The sequence below is a fragment of the Curtobacterium sp. AG1037 genome, assembly GCF_003349855.1.
GTDB classification, from domain to species: Bacteria; Actinomycetota; Actinomycetes; order Actinomycetales; family Microbacteriaceae; genus Curtobacterium; species Curtobacterium citreum.
Genome location: NZ_QQAO01000006.1, coordinates 129795 through 147746, shown reverse-complemented (window position 1 = coordinate 147746; position 17952 = coordinate 129795). Strand labels below are relative to the sequence as shown.

The following is a 17952-nucleotide window of genomic DNA, read 5'->3' as shown; positions in this document are numbered from 1 at the left end:
CGGCCAAGAGGAACCGATGACGACCCTGACCCGGCGCTGCGAACCCGCGGGTAGGTTCGGGTCGTGCGCGCACGGGTCGGGTCGTTCCAGGTCGGGGACCTCCGCGTGCGCCTCCGGACCCTGGCGCCGGCCGGTCGTCTGCACGACTCCCTGGCCCCGACCGTCGTCCTGGTCCACGGCATCGGGATGTCGCACCGGTCCTTCGCCCGCACGCAGCGGGTCCTCGCTCGGACCCACCGCACGGTCGCCGTCGACCTGCCGGGGTTCGGCGGCCTCCCGCCGGCCGGACGCCGGCTGCAGGTCGAGGAGCTCGCGGACCTCGTGGTCGCGGCGGTCCGGGACGGCGGCGCGGAGACCGTCGTCGCGATCGGGCAGTCGATGGGGACGCAGGTCGTCGCGGAGGCCGCGCTCCGCCACCCCGACGTCGTCCGGGCCGTCGTCCTGGTCGGCCCCGTGTGCGACCGGTCCCGGCGCACCCTGCTCCGGCAGGCGCTCGACCTGACGCGGGACACCGTCGTCGAGACCCCGCGCATGAACGCCGTCGTCACGACCGACTACCTGCGGAGCATCCGGCAGTACGTCCGCGAACTCGGCCCGATGCTCCGGCACCGGCTCGAGGACGTGCTGCCCCGGCTCACCCAACCCGTGCTCGTCGTGCGCGGCGACCGCGACCCGATCGCGCGGCGGGAGTGGTCGGAGTCCCTCGCGCAGGCGGCCCCGCGCGGGGCGCTCGTCGAGCTGCCCGGCGGGCACCACGTGCAGGAGCGGCACCCGGAGGCGTTCGGACGACTCGTCGAGGAGTTCCGCCGCGTGCAGACCCTGGAGGACGCACGGTGACGGACCGGACCACGCCCACGGACCGGACCACGCCCACGGACCGGACCACGCCCGCCGACCGGACCACGCCCGCCGGCCAGACCGCCCGCTCGGCCGCGGCGGCGGGACCGACGCGAGCCGTGCCTCCAGGCCGTCTGCCGGTGGACCGCGTGCCGGTGCTGCGGCGCGCGTGGTGGGCCGTCCTCGACTGGTGGTACGCGGCGCGGTGGCAGCTGCGGAGTGCCGGCCCGACGACCGCCGAGGACTACCGGACCGGCGAGGGCCAGCCGGTCGTCGTCGTGCCGGGCGTCTACGAGACCTGGCACTTCATGCGTCCCCTGATGGACGCGCTGCACGACGCCGGGCACCCCGTCCACGTGCTGCCCGTGCTGCGGCACAACATCCGACCGGTGCCGGAGTCCGCGCGCGAGGTGCTCGCGTACCTCGAGGCGGAGGACCTGCGCGACGTCCTCGTCGTGGCGCACAGCAAGGGCGGGCTGATCGGGAAGTACGCGATGACCCTGCCCGAGGGGGACCGCATCGACCGGATGGTCGCCGTGTCGACGCCGTTCGCCGGGTCGGCCTACGCGCGGCTCGCGCCGGTGCGGCACCTGCGGGTGTTCCGTGCCGCGGACCCGGTGCTCGCGGCGCTCGGGCGGGACCTCGCGGTGAATGCGCGGATCACGTCGGTCTGGGGGGTCTTCGACACGCTCATCCCGGCAGGGAGCGAGCTCGCGGGTGCGACGAACGTACGCGTCCCGGTGGGCGGGCACTTCCGGATCCTGGCCGCGCGGCAGACGCGCGAGGCGGTGCTGGCCGCCGCCGCGGGGCCGGGGCAGGCCCGAGACTCGGCCTGACGGACAGATCCGTGCATCGGCGGCCCGAGTCTCGTCCGCGGAGCCGAGACTCGCTGCGGTCCGCCGTCGCGGCGCGATCCGGCCTGGAGGCACGTGGCGCGCCCGGCGCGTCGGCCCGGTCGGGCGGGCGGCCCGGCTCGGCGGGTCAGGCGCCCGGCAGGAACAGGCAGAACGGGTGGCCGTCCGGGTCGAGGAGCACCCGGACGTCGTCCTGGGGCTGGAACGCGTGCTCGGTCGCCCCGAGCTCGAGGGCACGGGCTGTCGCCGCGGGCAGGTCCTCCACCTGGAAGTCGAGGTGCAGCTGCATGCCCTGGCGTCCGGACTCGGGCGGCCACACCGGCGGGACGTAGGCGTCGTCGTACTGCACCGACAGGCCGGTACCGCCGTCGGCCGGGCGGACCCGGAGCCACGTCGGACCGTCCTCGTGCACGGTCCACCCGGTCATCGCACCGTAGAAGCGGGCGAGGGCGACCGGCTCCGGGGACTGCAGCACGGTCGCGGTCAGGACGGGCATCGCGGGATCGTCGGCACTCATGGCGCGGACGGTACCCCCGGCCGTCGCACCACTCGTCCAGCGCGCCCGGTCGGTGCGCCCGGTCAGCGTTCCCGGACGCTCGCGCGCTCGACGATCCGGTGCGGCACCACGACCGTCTCCGGCGCCGCAGCCGGGTCCGCGATCCGCCGGGTGAGGAGGTCGAGCGCAGCGGTCGCGAAGGCCCGACGGTCGAACGACACGGTGGTCAGCGCGGGGATCGCGTAGGCCGCCGCGTCGACGTCGTCGAACCCGACGACGCTCACCTGCTCCGGGACCCGGACGCCCCGCGCCGCGAGCACGTGCAGCACGCCGAAGGCGATGGAGTCCGTGTAGGCGAACACCGCGTCCGGCAGCGGGTTCGTGTCCAGCCACGCGGCGAACGCCGTCGCCGCCGCACTCGTCGTCCACGCCGGCAGCGGCACGCGCAGCGCGGGGTCGACCACGAGGCCGGCACTGCCGAGCGCGTCCGCGTGGCCCTGGTCACGGAGCTCGCTCGTGGCGGTGGCGTCCGTCGGGCGCGCTGCCCCGACGACGGCGATCCGCCGGTGCCCGCGGTCGAGCAGGTGGGTCGTGACCTCGCGTGCGGCGAGCCGGCTGTCGACGTGCACCTGGTCGACGTGCTCCGGCTCGACCTCGCCGATCACCACGGTCGGCGGCAGCCCCTCGGTCTCGGCGAGCACGCTCGCGCTGAGGGACACCGGGTTGAGCACGAGCCCGTCCACCAGGTGCGCGCGGGCCCGCGAGACCAGTTCGCGCTCGCGGTCCGGGTCGTTGCCGGTCTGGTCGAGCTGCACCGTCCAGCCGCGCTCGCGCGCCAGCTCGACGAACCACTGGGCGAGCTCGGCGGAGTAGGCGTTCCCGAGCTCGGGCAGCGTCAGCGCGATCGCCCCGGACCGTCCGTTGCGCAGCCCCCGGGCGGACAGGTTCGGGACGTAGTCGAGCTCGGCGAGGGCTCGCTCGACGCGCTCCCGGGTCGCCGGGCGCACCGCGACGCCACCGTTGATGACGTTGGAGACGGTCTTCGGCGACACCCCGGCCATGGCCGCCACGTCCCGCACGGTCGCGCGCATCCGACGAGCGTAGCGCGGACCTCCGGACGTCTGGTGGCCCGGAGGTCCGGTCGCGGGGACGGGCCCCGGACCGGACGACCGACGACCTGACTACGCGTCGACCAGCTCGCGCCGCGCAGCGCGTCGCGCCCGGATGCGGCTGGTCACGGTGGCCGCGACCACGACCGCCAGCACGGCGTACAGCACGATCGGGATCGGCCCGGCCACCAGCACCGAGAAGTCCCCGTCCGCGCTCAGCGCCGCGTCCCGCAGGCTCGTCTCGGCGAGCGGACCGAGCACCATGCCGATGATGAGCGGCGCGAGGGGGATGTTGAGCGCCCGCATCAGGAAGCCGACGAGCCCGATGCCGAGCAGCATGAGCAGGTCGAACACCGAGCCGCTCGTCGCGTAGATGCCGAGCCCGCAGAAGACCGCGATGCCCGCGTACAGGTACGCCCGCGGGATGCGCAGCAGCTTCGCCCACAGCATCGCGAACGGCAGGTTGATGACGAGCAGCACCACCATCGCGATGAAGAACGACGCGAGCAGCGCCCAGACCAGGTCGGGGGAGCGGTCGAACAGCAGCGGTCCCGGCTGCAGGCCGTACTGGCGGAAGGCGGCGAGCATGATCGCCGCCGTGGCCGACACCGGCAGGCCGAGCGACAGCAGCGCGCCCATCGCCATGCCGGTCGTCGAGTTGCCCGCTGCCTCCGGCGCGGCCAGACCGCGGATCGCCCCGCGGCCGAACTGCGGGTCCTTCCGGCGGGCGTCGAGTCGCTTCTCGAGCCCGAACGCCAGGAAGGTCGGGATCTCGGACCCACCCGCGGGCACGACGCCGAAGGGCAACCCGATCGCGGTGCCGCGGAGCCAGGCGGGTGCCGCCTCGCGCAGCTCCCGCTTCGACAGCCACGGACGCCCGGTGGCCTGCACCATCCGACCGTCCTTCAGGTGCCGGGCGAGGCACGCGACGTAGATGACCTCGCCGAGTGCGAGCACCGCGACCGTCACCGTGACGAGCGAGATGCCGTCGAACAGCTCCGGGACGCCCATCGTGAAGCGCGGTGCGCCGGAGATGCCGTCGACGCCGATCACGGCGATGCCGAGGCCGAGGCACAGCGACCCGAGGCCCTTCAGCGCGTCGTCGGTGACGACCGACGACGTCGTGACGAACGCGAACAGCGCGAGGGCGAAGAACTCGGCGGGTCCGAAGCTCGACGAGAAGGACGCCAGCGCCGGTGCGAGGAAGACCACCAGCACGGACGCGATCATCCCGCCGACGAACGCGCCGATCGCCGCCGTCGCCAGCGCCTGGGCAGCGCGTCCGTTGAGCGCCATCTTGTGGCCCTCGAACGTCGACGCGATCGCCGAGGCCTGGCCCGGCGTGTTCATCAGGATGCCCATGGTGGAGTCGCCGAACAGGCCGCCGAAGTAGACGCCGGCGAACATGATGAACGCCGCCGTCGGGTCGAGGGAGAACGTCACCGGCAGCAGCAGCGCGACCGCCATCGAGGAACCGAGGCCGGGGAGCACGCCGACGGCGGTGCCGAGCAGGCACCCGACGACGACCCAGAGCAGGTTGGCGGGGGTCAGGGCACCGGCGAAGCCGTCCCCGAGCAGACCGAGCACGTCCACGTCAGAACTCCCATCCGACGATGCCCGAGGGCAGCGACAGGTCGAGCAGCATGTCGAAGGCGATGTAGCTGATCGCGCTCACCGTCAGTCCGACGACGAGCGGCCGCAGCCACCCGGGGGCGCCGAGCCCCTTCGCGACACCGAGGAACAGCAGCCCGGCGCCGACGATCCACCCGAGCACGCCGAGCAGCAGCGCGAACCCGGCGAAGGACAGCACGACCCAGGCCAGGGAACGCCAGTCGACGCGGACGGAGCGTTCCTCGACCGAGGGACCCGCTGGGTCGGAGTCGACGTCGGTGGCGACGGTCGGCTCCCCTCCGGCCCGTCGCCCGCGTGCGGCCCGGACGGACCGGACGACGAGCAGGGCGGCGAGCAGCAGGAGTGCGGCGGCGACGAGCCCGGGGAAGACCGCCGGCCCGGGGAACGCGGTGCCCGCGGGGACCTCCATCGTGACGATGCCGACGACGAGGTAGACCGCGAAGGCGGTGAAGAGCGCCGGGGTGGTCAGCTCCTTGGCGACCGCGGCGACACGGCCGGGGTCGGCCCGCAGCGTGAGCCGCTGCCCGACGACCGCGGAGGACGACGTGGGGTTGCTCGGACGGGTCATCGGCCCAGCTCCTCGTACAGTGCGGTGATGCGCTCGCGTTCGGCGTCGATGAACGCGTCGAGCTCGTCGCCGGTGATGATCCGCTCGGTCCAGTGGTAGCGCTCGACGGCATCGGCCCACTCGGGGGTGTCGAGCGTGTCCAGCACGATGTCGGTGAGCTGCGCCCGTTGCTCGTCGTCGAGCCCGCCGGGTGCCGCGACCTCGCGCCAGTTCGTCAGCGTCACGTCGTGTCCCTGCTCGACGGCCGTGGGGATGTCGATGCCGTCGACCGGTTCCGCGGCGACGAGCGCGAGTGCCCGCAGGCGGCCGGACTCGATCTGGTCGATGTTGTCCGGGTAGCCTCCGGAGGCCGCGGCGGCCGTGCCGTTCAGCAGCGCCTGGATGGCCTCGCCGCCGCCGTCCGACGGGATGTAGTTCGTCTGCTTCGGATCGATCCCGGCCGACACGGCGAGGTCGGTGACGACCAGCTGGTCGAACGAGCCGCCGCCCGTCCACGGCACCGAGCCGGGCCGCTCGCGCCACGCGGCGACGAGGTCGTCGAGCGTCTCGTACGGCGAGTCGGCGGGGACGACGATGACGTCGTACTCCTCGACGGTGACCGCGAGCGGCGTGACGTCGTCGTGGGTGACCGCGGAGCCGAACTGGATCTCGGCGGCGAGGAGTCCGGTGCCGCCGATGAGCAGCGTGTCCGTCTGCCCCGACAGCCGCGCCACGTTGCCGAGTGCGATGGTGCCACCGGCGCCCGGCATGTTCACGACCTGGACCGAGTTCACGATGCCGTTCGCGCGCTGCGCCTGCTGCATCGACCGTGCGACGCCGTCCCAGCCGCCGCCGGCCGCCGCAGGGGCGACGAGCGTGACGGACCGGGTGGGGTCGCCGCCGGCCGCCGCCGACGTCACCGACCCGAACGCGGCGACCGCGATGGACACCGCCGCGACGGCGGCCCCGACCACGCGGGCGACGGGACGAGGTGCACGAGGCCCGGCCGGCGTCGACGGTACCGACTGCCCGGGCCCCGACTCCCTGGACACTGACTGCTCTGTCATGGATGGCTCCCTCCTGCGCACGTCGTCGTGCCGCAGGTCGAGAAGTACGATGGCAGCCGCCGACCGGACGAGCACCCGGCGGCGGAGTTGTGCTCATTGACGCTCACGGCGTCGCGGCCGAAGGGGGACGCCACGGTGACCAGGGCACGTTCCGGGCGGCTGCGGCGCGCCGCTCGTTCCGGACGCCTGCGGCGCACCGCGGTGCTCGCGCTGCCGAGCGTGATCGTGCTCGCGGCGACGGGCGTCACGACCGGGGTCGCCGCGGTGGTGCAGGAGCGCAGCATCCGCACGTCCGTCGTCGAGCAGGTCTCGGGCGTCGCCTCGAGCCTGGCCGACCTGCCCGAGGTGCGGGACGCGGTGGCGTCGGTCGTCGACCAGGGCGCTCCCGGCGCGCTCGCTGACGCCGAGGACCTCGCCCCGGCGACCGCGGCGCTCCAGCCGATCGCGACGCTCGTCGAGGGCGCGTCCGGCGTCTCGTACGTCGTGGTCACCGACGACGAGGGCGTGCGCATCACCCACCCGGACCCCGCGGAACGTGGCCAGCCCGTCGAGACGACCATCGCGCCCGTGCTCCGGGGTGCGGAGTTCGTCGGCACCGAGACCGGCCCGTCCGGCGAGACCCTGCGCGCGAAGGTGCCGGTCGTCGCCGCGGACGGCGAGGTCGTCGGCGCCGTGGCGGTCGGCGTGCTCGAGTCGACCATCGCGGCCGACCGGGAACGCGCTCTCGGCACCCTGCTGCCGTGGAGCACCGGCGCCCTGGTCGCGGCGACCCTGGCGAGCGTGCTGCTGTCGCTCGTCATCGCCCGTCGGCTGCGCCGGGCGGACGCGGTCGACGCGGAGAGCCGGCAGGTGCGGTGGACGACCGAGGCGCTGCGCGAGCAGGCCCACGAGTTCGGCACGCGACTGCACGTGGTCCGCGGGCTCGTCGAGCAGGGGGACGACGAGGACGCGATGGCCTACATCGACGCCGTGGCACCCGGGCTGACGAGCGGCGGCGGCGCCGGTTCGCCGCGCCGTGGTGCGGTCGCGACGGCCTCCGTCGCCGCGGTGCGCTCCGAGCTCGCCGTGGCCGGCGCCACGCTCGACCTGCGGGTCGCCGAGGACGTCGTGCTCGACGACGCCGTGCTGCTCGTCCTGACCAACCTCTGCCGGAACGCCGCCGAGGCCGGTGCGGGCACGGTCGTCGCCACCGTCGGCGCACGGGACGGCCGCGTCACGGTCACGGTCGAGGACGACGGACCGGGCATCGACCCGGCCGACGCCCACCGTGTGCTGTCCCGCGGGTGGTCGTCGAAGTCCGACGAGACCGGCCTCGGCCGCGGCATCGGGCTGGCGGTCGTCCGCCGCACGGCCACCGACCGGGACGGATCGGTGGTCGTCGGCCGTTCGGCGGCGCTCGGCGGGGCCCGTCTCGACGTCGAGATGGCGGCGGGGTCGTGACCGCGTCCGGAGCCCCGCCGCTGCGCGTGCTCGTGGTCGACGACGACGCCGGTGCCCGCGCGCTGCACACCCGGTGGGTCGCCGCGACCGAGGGCTTCACGGTCGTCGGCGCGGTCGCCTCCGGCGGTGCCGCCCTGGCCTCCTTGGACCGCGGGGTCGACCTCGTGCTCCTGGACATGCGGCTGCCCGACATCAGCGGGATCGAGGTGCTGCACCGCATGCACGTCGCCGGCGTCGACCGGACCGACGTGCTCGTCGTCAGTTCGTCCCGCGACCAGGTCACCGTCCGGCAGGCACTCGCGGCGCACCCCGTCGGCTACCTGCTCAAGCCGTTCGACCGCCAGGCGCTGCAGGACCGACTGCACGCGTACGCCGCGGAGCGTCGGTCGCGCGACACCGCGCAGCGCGACGTACCGATGGGGCAGGGTGACGTCGACCGGCTGCTCACGACCGGTTCGGTCCGCGTGGCTGGGCCGGCCCACGGCGCGACGCACGCCGCGCAGGACGGCCTGCCGAAGGGCGTCAGCCCCACCACGCTCGAACGGATCGTCGCGGCACTCGACCCGGTGGTGGGCCGCTCGGCGGACGAGGTCGCGGCGACGACGGGGACGTCGCGCGCCACCGCTCGGCGCTACCTCGACCACCTCGTCGCGACGGGCGCGATCGACCTCGCGCACCGGTACGGTCGCCGCGGTCGCCCCCAGGTGCTCTACCGCCTGACCCCGGCGCCCTGAGACGACGACGGAGCAGGGTCCTCAGGACCGGACGTACCGGTGCACGTGCGCGACGTAGTCGACGGGGATCGTCGGACGCCCCGCCGTCTCCGGGTCCTCGTCGACCACCCGGCGGACGGCGTCGAGCACCGCCCGCCGCTCGTCCTCCGGCAGGAGGATCACGTAGCTCCGCGAGGCGATCGCGTCCAGGAACGCCCCGCGCTCCTGCTCGTGCGTCCACCGCACGGTCTCGTGCGCGCCCGCGTCGAAGGGCGGCCCGACGAGCGGCTGCACCTGCTGCCCCGTGCGCGCCTCCGGCTGCGCGACGATCGCGCCGACCCGGGCGGCCCACGGCCGCGTCTCGTCGCGGACGTTCCAGACGAGCCCGAGCGTGCCGCCCGGTCGCAGCACCCGCCAGGCCTCGGCAGCGCCCGCCGCCCGGTCGACCCAGTGCCAGGACTGCGCGAACGTCACGACGTCCGCGGCGCCGTCCGGCAGCGGGACCGCCTCGCCGGTGCCGTCGAGCGCGCGGACCGTCGGCAGCAGGTCGGCCAGCCGGGCGCGCATGGCCGGGTCCGGTTCGACCGCCACGACCTCGCGCGCGCGGCCGAGCAGGGACCGCGTGAACTTCCCGGTCCCCGCGCCGACGTCGACCACCAGCGACGTCCCGTCCGGTACCAGGGCCGCCGCGACGGCGTCCGGGTACCCCGGGCGGCCGCGCTCGTAGGCGTCGACGGCGGATCCGAAGGAGCGGGCGAAGCGGTCGTCGGTCACGGACCCAGCCTGGTCCGTGCGGCCGCCGCCGTCGATGCGAGACGCCACAGGACCGGCTCACGCAGGTGCGTGGCGACGGACGGGAGGATCGTGGCGGGCCCCGCCACGATCCTCCCGTCCGGTGGTGGGTGCGCCGGGCTCAGGCCGGGTGGCGGGCGGTCCACTCGCGGAACGGGGCCGTCGGGTCGTCGATCCGGCCCTGCTCCATCCGCAGGGTGCGGTCCTCCACGGGCTTCGCGTACTCGTCGTAGAACGTGGCGAGCGTCATCAGGCGGTTGCCGTCCTCGTAGTGCTCGCCCTCCTGCTCACGGGTCGCGGCGAAGACGACGCGGTCCGGCTGCGCGTAGTAGAGCGCGCCGAGGCACATCGGGCAGGGCGACGCCGTGACGAAGACCTCGTACCCGGTCAGGTCGGTGATCCCCTGCTCCGCGGCCGCCCGGATCGCGCGGATCTCGGCGTGCGCCGTGGGGTCGCCGGTCTGCGCGACGTGGTTCACCGCCTCGACGACGACCTCGCCGTCCCGGACGATCAGGCAGGCGAACGGCTTGCCGCCGTCCTGGACGTTGTCGAGGGCACGGGAGACCGCCAGGGCGGTGAGGTCGTCGTCGTTCATGCCGACCACGGTGCTCCCGACGGGTGTGCGACCGGGGGACGGGTCGGTCAGGCGATCCAGCTCGGGTCAGCGAAGAGCTCCTCGACCTCGGTGACGAAGCGTGAGGCGTGGAAGCCATCGACCGCCGCGTGGTTGATCCGGAGCGCCAGGGGCATGACCGTCCGTCCGTCCACCTGCCGGTACCGCCCGAGCGTGATCACGGGCGCCAGGTGGTCCTCGGCGCCGGTGAGGTGCAGTGCGAAGCCCGTGAAGGACGTGCGGGGGAGCGTCGAGACGTCGAACGTGTCGGTGCGCTCCGAGCCCTGCGGGAACATCCGGTGGTCGTCGCGGTACCGCGCCGTCGTCGCGACCACGGCGTCGTGGAACGTCCGGGCGTCCGGGTCGTACTCGACCACGAGCACCGAGAAGGTCTCGGTGTCGGGGTGGAACACCGTGAAGGTCGGGTGCACCACGTCCCACACCGCCGGGTGGCCGTCCTCGGTGAGCTGCATGCGGAACTCCTCGTGGCGGTTCACGACCGTCGCGAGCACCCAGATCTGCGACGGGTACGTCTTCGCGCCCGCCGTCCGGGCAGCCTCGACGAACGCCGTCACGTCGACGTCGACGGTGAGCTCCCAGGCGCACGGCTCCCGCCGGTAGTGCGCGAAGTGCTCCCGACGGGGCCACGTGTCGAGGTCGATCGGTCGGAGTTCGCTCATCCGGTCAGTCTCGTACCCCGGGCTGCCGACGAGCGTGCACCCGGCCGCGGTTCACTGCGAGGATGACCGAGACGCCGTTCTCGCCCGCGCTGGCGACCTTCTTCCGCGGGCTCGCCGCACACAACGAGAAGTCCTGGTTCGAGGACCACCGCGACGACTGGGAGCGGCACGTCCGCGACCCGATGGACGCGCTGTTGCACGAGGCCGAACGGCGGTACGGGCCCGGCCGGGTGCTCCGCCAGCACCGCGACCTGCGCTTCACGCCGGACAAGCGGCCGTACCGCGAGGACACCGGCCTGACCGCCGGTGGCATGTACCTGAGCGCCGGCGCCGACGGGCTCCAGGTCGGTGGCGGCCTCTACGAGCCGTCGCGGGCGCAGCTGCACGCGGCGCGGACGATCATCGACGAGCACCCGCAGGCCGCCGCCGCCCTGCAGCGGGAGCTCGACGACCTGACCGACGCCGGGTACGAGCTCGCCGGACCGCCGCTGAAGACCGCCCCGCGCGGGTTCGACGCCGACCACCCGCGGATCGACCTGCTCCGGATGCAGCACTACGCCGCGCTCGTGCACCTGCCGCTCGACAGCACGCTCGACGCGATCGTCGCCGCATGGGACCGGGTGCAGCCGCTCGTGCGGTGGACGGTGAAGTGGGCGCGGGCCGTCGACCCCCAGGCCGCGGACGACCCGGCGCCGCCCGTGCCGGGCGCGCGGTCGATCCACGAGCGCGCCTGAGCGCTCCGGGCTGGCGCCTGTCAGGATGGGTCCGGGGTGAGGGGGACCACGTGGGGACTGACGATCCGGTCGTCGGGCGGGCGGGAGCCGTCGGGCTCGCCGTGGCGCTGCCGGTCCTGCTCGTCGTGAGCTGGCTCGTCCAGCTCGGCGTGCTGCTGCAGGCCTCGTTCGGGGCGGACGACACCCGACCGGGGCCAGCCGGTGGCCTCGCGGGGTTGCTCGTCGGGACGTTGCTCGCGGTCGGGGTGCCGGTCGTGGTCATCGTCGTGTACGTCCTGAAGCGCCGGCGGCAGCCGCGGACCTCACTCGCCGCGGTGATCTCGGCGATCGTCGTGCTCGTCGTCGCGGTCCCGCTGAACACGCTCGGGATCGCCGGGCAGGTCGGGACGGTCGCCGAGGACGCCCGGGTCCGCGCGCAGCCGGCGACCGCGGCCGAACGGCACTTCGCGCACCGCGAGGGCGGCGCCGAGGCCGCGCTGAACCGGATCGGCGACCGCACCGTGGAGCTGCTCGGCTCCCGGCGGTCCGAAGGCTTCCGGTCCGACGGCTCCCCGAAGGGCGGCGCGTACTCGGAACCGTGTCTGCTCGACAACCGGCACGAGGGCCTGGAGTGGGAGTACTGGTTCATCGCGGCCGAACTCCAGGACGCCTCGGGGGCCGACCTGCTGCCGGAGGGGGCCGCGACCGTGCCGGGCGGCGCGACCGACCTGGCGGCGGTCCGAGCAGCATGGCAGGCCGAGGGCATCGGTGCGGAGCGCAGTGCCGTCGGTTCGGAGGAGCAGTACGAGCCGCGGGCGGACTGGCTCGCGTCGTCGTCCTACGCGCGCCCGGGGCCGACGGTGGTGCTCAGGACGATCTGCCTGGAGCGCTGAGACCCCGGGCGGGACCGTCGCTCAGCGCTGCCGCCAGCGGTCCGACACCGGTGACGTCCTCTCGAGGAACGCGGCCGCGGCACGACGGGCGTCCGGGACGTCGCGCTGCAGACCCTCGTCGAACTCGTCGTACTCCCAGTTCAGCTCGACGAAGTCGCTGAAGACCGCGGAGCGCACGCGCTCGTCCCAGGCGAGGTGGTCCTGCACCCACCGGGCGACCGAGCGCCCGTCCGTGTCGTGCACGAGCACCTCTGCGGCTCGGCCCCGGGTGACGTGGACAGCGGCTTCCTCGAACGACATCGAGGCGGTCCGCCAACCGAGCTCGGCGAGACACGCGACCAGGGCGGTCTCGAGGAGTCCCGGGTCGTCCTCCGGGTAGTGCGCCGCCAACGCCACGGTCGCCGGTCCGCCGAGGTCGAGCGCGACCGCCTGCGCCGCCAGGGTCGTCGTGCGGACGGGGTCCCGGTGCCCGAGGACGTCGAGGGCACGCATCGTCAGCAGGGCGCGCACGACCTCGGGCACGCCGACCGGCTCCGGCCCCGGCGTCGAGAGCGGCAGGTCCGGTCGACGCTCCACGGCGAGGGCCGGCGACGGTCGGTCTCGCTGCACCGGTCGCCGCCGGAAGAGTCGTCCGAACACGTCGGTGGCGCTCCGTCCTCGTCGGGGCAGCCGAGCGTCGTCTGCCGTGGCTCCATCTTCGTCGGGGGAGGCCTCCCTACGGTGGGGGCATGCCGACGCTCGACCGTTCCCCCGCCCTCGTCGCCACCGGGTTCCTGGCGATCCCCGTCGCCCAGGCCCTCGTCGGGCTGCCGAGCGACCTGCTCGCGCGGATCGAGGCGGCACCGATCGACCCCGAGCTCGCGGACACGGCCGCGTTCTCCGAGGCGTACGGGTACCCGCTCGACGGCGGCGCGAACTGCATCGTCGTGGCGGGCCGGCGCGGGGACGAGACCCGGTACGCGGCGTGCGTCGTGCTCGCGTCGACGAAGCTCGACGTCAACCGCGTGGTGAAGCGACTGCTCGACGTGCGCAAGGCGAGCTTCGCGCCGATGGACCAGGCGGTCGAGCTGACCGGGATGGAGTACGGCGGGATCACCCCCATCGGGCTCCCCGCCGACTGGCCGGTGTACGTGGACGCGCGGGTGCTCGACGCACCCGAGGTCGTCGTGGGCGCCGGTCTCCGCGGCGCGAAGGTGTTCCTGCCCGGGGTCGTCCTGGCAGCCCTGCCGAACGTCACGGTCGTCGAGGGGCTCGCCACCGAGCCGGTCAGTCCGTCGGCCGGATGAGGCAGAAGGGGTGGCCGGCGGGGTCGGTGTACACGCGGAACGTGTCGGTGACCGACCCCGCGGCGGTCGCGCCCATCGCCAGGACCGCGGTCTCACCGGCGTCCAGGTCGTCGACCTTCACGTCGAGGTGCTCCTGCTGCGGGACGTCCCGCCCGGGCCACTCCGGCGCGCGGTAGTCGTCGACCCCCTGGAACGCCAGGATCGGCCGGTGGTCGGTGAAGGGCAGGGCCACCTCGGCCCAGTCCTCGTCGAAGCCCACGATCTCGCCGCCGAGCAACTCGGCCTAGAAGCGCGCGAGCACGCGGGGGTCGGAGCAGTCCAGGACGACGACGTCGAGTGTGCCGATCATGCGGCGCACGCCAGCCCCGTCAGCGGGCGGCGGCCAGGGCCTTCGTGATGCGCTGCAGCGAGACCGTCTCGGCCGTCCCGAGCTCCTGCGCGAACAGGCTGAGCCGGAACTCCTCGAGCATCCACCGCGCGTGGACGAGCTCCGGGTGCGCGCCGATCGACGGCGGGAAGGTCCCGCCGGCGTCGGTGTAGCGGTCCGTCGCGACGGACACCTCGCGCATCCAGCCGGCGTCACGGCCGGGGTTCTGCAGGAGCTTCTGCACGCGGGCGTCGATGCCCTGCAGGTACACGCGGATGCGCCGGAGGCGGTCGAGGCCGGCGACGCTGACGAAGCCCGGGAACACCAGGCGTTCCGACTGCTGGCGCATGTCGCTGAGCGCCGGCAGGAGCGCCATGGCGTTCGCCTGCTTGAGGGCCTTGTCGGCAGCGCGCTGCGCGGTGAGGACCGCGGCGACCTCGGACACCGCCGTGAACATCGTGTCGACGACCGTCGCGGACACGGCGTCCCGCACGGCCTCGAACTCGGCCTTCGTGAAGATCAGTCCGTCCGGGTGCGCTCGACGGATGCCCGCGTCGACGACCGCGGCGAGCACGTCGTCGAAGAGCGCCGCGGTGGAGGGGTACGGGCTCGCGGCGAGCGCGAGCTTCTCCTGCGCGGTGAGGTGCGACTGCACGTACGACACGGGTGACGGCACCGCGTGCATCACCAGACGCCGGACACCGGCCGGCATCCGGACGGCCCGGTCGCCCGGGGTCGCGAGCAGCTCGACGCCGACCGTCGCCTTCGGCCCGTCGCCCTCCTCGACCAGGGACGGGTAGGCGCGGATCACCCTGCCGGCCTGCTTCGTGTCGAGCACCTGCGGCAGGTCCTGCGGCGGCCACGCCGTCATGCCGGACCGCTCCAGCTGCACACCGGAGGACGCCCCGGCGACGCGCGCCGCGCCTCCAGGCCGGGACGCAGCCTTCGCCGTGGCGGACGCGACGCTCTGCCGGGTCCGGTCCTTGAGCTTGGCCTGCAGGGCCGACAGGTCCTTGCCGGACTCGACCCGCCGACCGCGCTCGTCGACGACGGCCCAGGTCGGGAGCAGGTGCGCCGGGACGCGCGCGAGGTCGAAGTCGGACTCGTCGACGGTGACGTAGGTCATCCGCTGGATCGCCTTGGCGAGCGTCGCGCGGAAGGACTCGGTCGGCTCCGTCGGGGCGTCGTCCGGCAGCTCCGCGACGATCTTCTCGGCCCAGTCCGCCGCGGGCACGACGTTCTTCCGGATCTGCTTCGGCAGCGACTTGATGAGCGCCGTGACGAGCTCCTTCCGGAGGCCACGCACCTGCCAGTCGAAACCTTCCTCGCGCATGCGGGGGAGCAGCGCGAGCGGCACCTGCACGCTCACGCCGTCGTCCTGCGCGCCGGGCTCGAAGCGGTACTTGATCGCGAGGCGCTGGTCGCCCGAGCGCCACTGCGTCGGGTACTCCTGCTGGTCCTGGGCGGCCTCGGCCGCGTCCTCGTCGAGCAGGTCCGACCGGCGCATCGTGAGGAGGTCCGGCTGGTCGCGCCGCGCCTGGCGCCACCACCCCTCGAAGTCGCGCGTCGTGGCGACGTCCGCGGGGATGCGGGCGTCGTAGAAGTCGTACACGCGCTCGTCGTCGAACAGGATGTCCCGCCGACGGGTGCGTTCCTCGAGCTGTTCGAGGTCGCGGCGGAGCTTCCGGTTGTCGCGGTCGAAGGCCTGCTGGGCGTCCCACTCGCCCTCGACCAGGGCGTGCCGGATGAAGAGCTCGCGCGAGTGCTCCGGGTCGACGCGCTTGTACTGCACGCGACGCCGCTGCACCACGGGGACGCCGAACAGGGTCACCCGCTCGTACGCGACGGCGGCGCCCTGCTTCTTCTCCCAGTGCGGTTCACCGTGGGTGCGCTTCAACAGGTCCCCCGCCAGCGGCTCGACCCACGCGGGGTCGATCCGCCCGACGGTCCGGGCGAACAGGCGACTCGTCTCGACGAGCTCGGCGGCCATCACGGCGTCGGGCTGCTTCTTCGCGAGGACACTGCCGGGGAACACCACGAACCGGGTGTTGCGGGAGCCGAGGTAGTCGCGCTTCTCCTTGTCGCGCAGGCCGATCTGGCTGAGGAGCCCGGCGAGCAACGACCGGTGCACCGCGTCGCCGTCCTCGCTCCGGGACTGCCCGACGCGGACGTCGACCTGCTTCGCCGCGCGGGCCAGCTGGCGGTACAGGTCCTGCCATTCGCGGATGCGCAGGTAGTTGAGGAACTCGGCCTTGCAGAGCCGCCGGAACGCGCTCGACGACATGGCTTCCTGCTGGTCCTCGATGTGGTTCCAGAGGTTGAGCAGGGTGAGGAAGTCGCTCGTCGGGTCGGCGAACCGCGCGTGCAGCTGGTCGGCGTGCGCGCGCTTCTCGAGCGGACGCTCGCGGGGGTCCTGGATGCTCAGGGCGCTGACGATCGCGATGACCTCGCGCCCGACGCCCTGCCGGCCCGCCTCGAGGACCATCCGGCCGAGCCGCGGGTCGATCGGGAGCCGGGTCAGCTGCCGCCCGGTCTTCGTGATGCGCCCGTCGCCGTCCACGGCCCGGAGCTCGCGGAGCAGGTCGAGCCCGTCCTTCACACCACGGGAGTCCGGCGGCTGCAGGAAGGGGAACGACTCGATGTCACCGAAGCCGAGCGAGATCATCTGCAGGATCACGGCTGCGAGGTTCGTGCGGAGGATCTCGGGGTCGGTGAACTCCGGGCGACGGTCGAAGTCGGGCTCGGAGTACAGCCGGATCGCGATGCCGGCGCTCGTCCGGCCGGCACGACCCGAGCGCTGGTTCGCGCTGGCCTGCGAGATCGCCTCGATCGGGAGCCGCTGCACCTTGGCGCGCGGGGAGTACCGGGAGATGCGCGCGGTGCCGGTGTCGACGACGTACTTGATGCCCGGCACCGTGAGGCTCGTCTCCGCCACGTTCGTCGCGAGGACCACACGGCGGCGGATGCCCGGGGTGCTCCGCCGTTCGAAGACGCGGTGCTGGTCGGCTGCGGACAGCCGGCCGTACAGGGGCAGGACCTCGGTGCCCGGGTACTTCCGCCCCTCGATCGCGTCCTGCGCGTCGCGGATCTCGTTCTCGCCGGACAGGAACACGAGGACGTCGCCCGGGTCCTCCTGCGCCAGCTCGTCGAGCGCGTCGGTGATGCCCTGCAGGACGTCGCGGTCGTCCGCGCCCGCACCGCCGCGGCTGCCGCTGTCGTCGGTCCGCGGGTCGGTGTCGTCGTTTCGCGCGTCGGCGTCGTCGTCCGCGTCGGTGGCGTCGTCCGCCACGAGCGGGCGGTAGCGGACCTCGACCGGGTACGTCCGCCCGGACACCTCGATGATGGGCGCGCCGCCGAAGTGCTGCGAGAACGACTCCGGGTCGATCGTCGCCGACGTGATGACGACCTTCAGGTCGGGACGTCGGGGCAGCAGTCGCTTGAGGTAGCCGAGCAGGAAGTCGATCGTCAGCGAGCGCTCGTGCGCCTCGTCGATGATGATCGTGTCGTAGCGCTTCAGGTCGCGGTCGAAGTGGATCTCGTTGAGCAGGATCCCGTCGGTCATCAGCTTGATGCGGGTGTTCGCCGACACCTTGTCGGTGAAGCGCACCTGGTAGCCGACCAGGTCGCCCAGCTCGCCGCCGAGTTCCTCGGACACGCGCTCGGCGATCGTCCGCGCCGCGATCCGACGGGGCTGCGTGTGACCGATCGACTCGCGCCCGAGCTCCAGGCAGATCTTCGGCAGCTGCGTCGTCTTGCCGGAACCCGTGGCGCCCGCGACGATGACGACCTGGTGGTCGCGGATCGCGGCGGCGATGTCGTCCCGCCGCTGCGAGACGGGCAGTTCCGGCGGGTACGTGATGACGGGTGCGGCAGACATGAGCCTTCCAGGATAGCGGGCCGTCAGGCTCCGGTC

The 17952-nt window shown here is 73.8% G+C and carries 18 protein-coding genes; 7 read left to right on the top strand and 11 right to left on the bottom strand.

Going from position 1 to position 17952, the window contains the following annotated elements; translation table 11 throughout:
- The first annotated feature begins 63 nt into the window (after positions 1–63).
- On the top strand, positions 64–837 hold the full coding sequence (locus DEU32_RS10910) for an alpha/beta fold hydrolase (RefSeq protein ID WP_058743173.1): 774 nt from the start codon (positions 64–66) through the stop codon (positions 835–837).
- On the top strand, positions 834–1673 hold the full coding sequence (locus DEU32_RS10905) for a triacylglycerol lipase (protein WP_258554848.1): 840 nt from the start codon (positions 834–836) through the stop codon (positions 1671–1673). The genes DEU32_RS10910 and DEU32_RS10905 overlap by 4 nt, the downstream gene beginning before the upstream one ends.
- 145 nt (positions 1674–1818) lie before the next feature.
- Here DEU32_RS10905 and DEU32_RS10900 read toward each other — a convergent pair whose 3' ends face one another.
- The 5 genes from DEU32_RS10900 to DEU32_RS10880 all read right to left on the bottom strand — a co-directional run bounded on the left by DEU32_RS10900 (position 1819) and on the right by DEU32_RS10880 (position 6542).
- On the bottom strand, positions 1819–2208 hold the full coding sequence (locus tag DEU32_RS10900) for a VOC family protein (protein ID WP_258554847.1): 390 nt from the start codon (positions 2206–2208) through the stop codon (positions 1819–1821).
- 62 nt (positions 2209–2270) lie between these two features.
- The gene (locus DEU32_RS10895; RefSeq protein ID WP_114850550.1) at positions 2271–3278 is read right to left on the bottom strand and encodes a LacI family DNA-binding transcriptional regulator; all 1008 of its coding nucleotides are present in this window, start codon (positions 3276–3278) and stop codon (positions 2271–2273) included.
- 90 nt (positions 3279–3368) lie between these two features.
- The gene (locus DEU32_RS10890) at positions 3369–4889 is read right to left on the bottom strand and encodes a tripartite tricarboxylate transporter permease (RefSeq protein WP_114850549.1); all 1521 of its coding nucleotides are present in this window, start codon (positions 4887–4889) and stop codon (positions 3369–3371) included.
- Between the two features lies 1 nt (position 4890).
- The gene (locus DEU32_RS10885) at positions 4891–5496 is read right to left on the bottom strand and encodes a tripartite tricarboxylate transporter TctB family protein (protein ID WP_114850548.1); all 606 of its coding nucleotides are present in this window, start codon (positions 5494–5496) and stop codon (positions 4891–4893) included.
- The gene (locus tag DEU32_RS10880; RefSeq protein WP_114850547.1) at positions 5493–6542 is read right to left on the bottom strand and encodes a tripartite tricarboxylate transporter substrate binding protein; all 1050 of its coding nucleotides are present in this window, start codon (positions 6540–6542) and stop codon (positions 5493–5495) included. The genes DEU32_RS10885 and DEU32_RS10880 overlap by 4 nt, the downstream gene beginning before the upstream one ends.
- 135 nt (positions 6543–6677) lie before the next feature.
- Between DEU32_RS10880 and DEU32_RS10875 the strand changes: the two genes are divergently transcribed.
- Both DEU32_RS10875 and DEU32_RS10870 read left to right on the top strand, forming a co-directional pair.
- Positions 6678–7982 carry an ATP-binding protein gene (locus tag DEU32_RS10875; protein ID WP_229666947.1) on the top strand — a complete coding sequence of 435 codons (1305 nt, stop codon included), beginning with the start codon at positions 6678–6680 and terminating at the stop codon, positions 7980–7982.
- A complete protein-coding gene (locus tag DEU32_RS10870; protein ID WP_114850545.1) occupies positions 7979–8716 on the top strand; it encodes a response regulator in 738 nt (245 codons plus the stop codon). The genes DEU32_RS10875 and DEU32_RS10870 overlap by 4 nt, the downstream gene beginning before the upstream one ends.
- A 21-nt stretch (positions 8717–8737) precedes the next feature.
- Here the strand turns inward: DEU32_RS10870 and DEU32_RS10865 are convergent, their stop codons facing one another.
- The 3 genes from DEU32_RS10865 to DEU32_RS10855 all read right to left on the bottom strand — a co-directional run bounded on the left by DEU32_RS10865 (position 8738) and on the right by DEU32_RS10855 (position 10780).
- Positions 8738–9469, bottom strand: a complete 732-nt coding sequence (locus tag DEU32_RS10865; protein WP_181819264.1) for a class I SAM-dependent methyltransferase — start codon at positions 9467–9469, stop codon at positions 8738–8740.
- Positions 9470–9608: 139 nt separating this feature from the next.
- Positions 9609–10082 (bottom strand): nucleoside deaminase, encoded by a 474-nt coding sequence (locus DEU32_RS10860; RefSeq protein ID WP_114850607.1) that lies wholly within the window; start codon positions 10080–10082, stop codon positions 9609–9611.
- A gap of 47 nt (positions 10083–10129) precedes the next feature.
- The gene (locus DEU32_RS10855) at positions 10130–10780 is read right to left on the bottom strand and encodes a CatA-like O-acetyltransferase (RefSeq protein WP_114850543.1); all 651 of its coding nucleotides are present in this window, start codon (positions 10778–10780) and stop codon (positions 10130–10132) included.
- 62 nt (positions 10781–10842) lie between these two features.
- On the opposite strand from DEU32_RS10855, the gene DEU32_RS10850 reads away from it, so the two are divergent.
- Together DEU32_RS10850 and DEU32_RS10845 are read left to right on the top strand one after the other, a co-directional pair.
- Positions 10843–11514 (top strand): DUF2461 domain-containing protein, encoded by a 672-nt coding sequence (locus tag DEU32_RS10850; RefSeq protein WP_114850542.1) that lies wholly within the window; start codon positions 10843–10845, stop codon positions 11512–11514.
- Between the two features lie 50 nt (positions 11515–11564).
- Positions 11565–12386 (top strand): hypothetical protein, encoded by an 822-nt coding sequence (locus DEU32_RS10845; RefSeq protein WP_114850541.1) that lies wholly within the window; start codon positions 11565–11567, stop codon positions 12384–12386.
- A gap of 21 nt (positions 12387–12407) precedes the next feature.
- Here DEU32_RS10845 and DEU32_RS10840 read toward each other — a convergent pair whose 3' ends face one another.
- Positions 12408–12962 carry a hypothetical protein gene (locus DEU32_RS10840; RefSeq protein WP_147281450.1) on the bottom strand — a complete coding sequence of 185 codons (555 nt, stop codon included), beginning with the start codon at positions 12960–12962 and terminating at the stop codon, positions 12408–12410.
- A gap of 152 nt (positions 12963–13114) precedes the next feature.
- Between DEU32_RS10840 and DEU32_RS10835 the strand changes: the two genes are divergently transcribed.
- Complete coding sequence (locus tag DEU32_RS10835) at positions 13115–13672, top strand: YbaK/EbsC family protein (protein WP_114850539.1); 558 nt, start codon at positions 13115–13117, stop codon at positions 13670–13672.
- On the opposite strand, the gene DEU32_RS10830 is transcribed toward DEU32_RS10835, so the two are convergent.
- The gene (locus tag DEU32_RS10830) at positions 13653–13931 is read right to left on the bottom strand and encodes a VOC family protein (RefSeq protein WP_309473789.1); all 279 of its coding nucleotides are present in this window, start codon (positions 13929–13931) and stop codon (positions 13653–13655) included. The two genes, DEU32_RS10835 and DEU32_RS10830, sit on opposite strands and share 20 nt — an antisense overlap.
- Before the next feature lie 109 nt (positions 13932–14040).
- A complete protein-coding gene (gene hrpA, locus DEU32_RS10825; RefSeq protein ID WP_114850538.1) occupies positions 14041–17916 on the bottom strand; it encodes an ATP-dependent RNA helicase HrpA in 3876 nt (1291 codons plus the stop codon).
- Positions 17917–17952: the final 36 nt, after the last annotated feature.

Excerpts from the sequence above, each read along its gene's own strand:
- DEU32_RS10900 (WP_258554847.1), bottom strand. The coding sequence starts at position 2,208 with ATGAGTGCCGACGATCCCGCGATGCCCGTCCTGACCGCGACCGTGCTG.
- DEU32_RS10895 (WP_114850550.1), bottom strand. The coding sequence starts at position 3,278 with ATGCGCGCGACCGTGCGGGACGTGGCGGCCATGGCCGGGGTGTCGCCG.
- DEU32_RS10885 (WP_114850548.1), bottom strand. The coding sequence starts at position 5,496 with ATGACCCGTCCGAGCAACCCCACGTCGTCCTCCGCGGTCGTCGGGCAG.
- DEU32_RS10880 (WP_114850547.1), bottom strand. The coding sequence starts at position 6,542 with ATGACAGAGCAGTCAGTGTCCAGGGAGTCGGGGCCCGGGCAGTCGGTA.
- DEU32_RS10860 (WP_114850607.1), bottom strand. The coding sequence starts at position 10,082 with ATGAACGACGACGACCTCACCGCCCTGGCGGTCTCCCGTGCCCTCGAC.
- DEU32_RS10855 (WP_114850543.1), bottom strand. The coding sequence starts at position 10,780 with ATGAGCGAACTCCGACCGATCGACCTCGACACGTGGCCCCGTCGGGAG.
- DEU32_RS10850 (WP_114850542.1), top strand. The coding sequence starts at position 10,843 with ATGACCGAGACGCCGTTCTCGCCCGCGCTGGCGACCTTCTTCCGCGGG.
- DEU32_RS10835 (WP_114850539.1), top strand. The coding sequence starts at position 13,115 with ATGCCGACGCTCGACCGTTCCCCCGCCCTCGTCGCCACCGGGTTCCTG.
- hrpA (WP_114850538.1), bottom strand. The coding sequence starts at position 17,916 with ATGTCTGCCGCACCCGTCATCACGTACCCGCCGGAACTGCCCGTCTCG.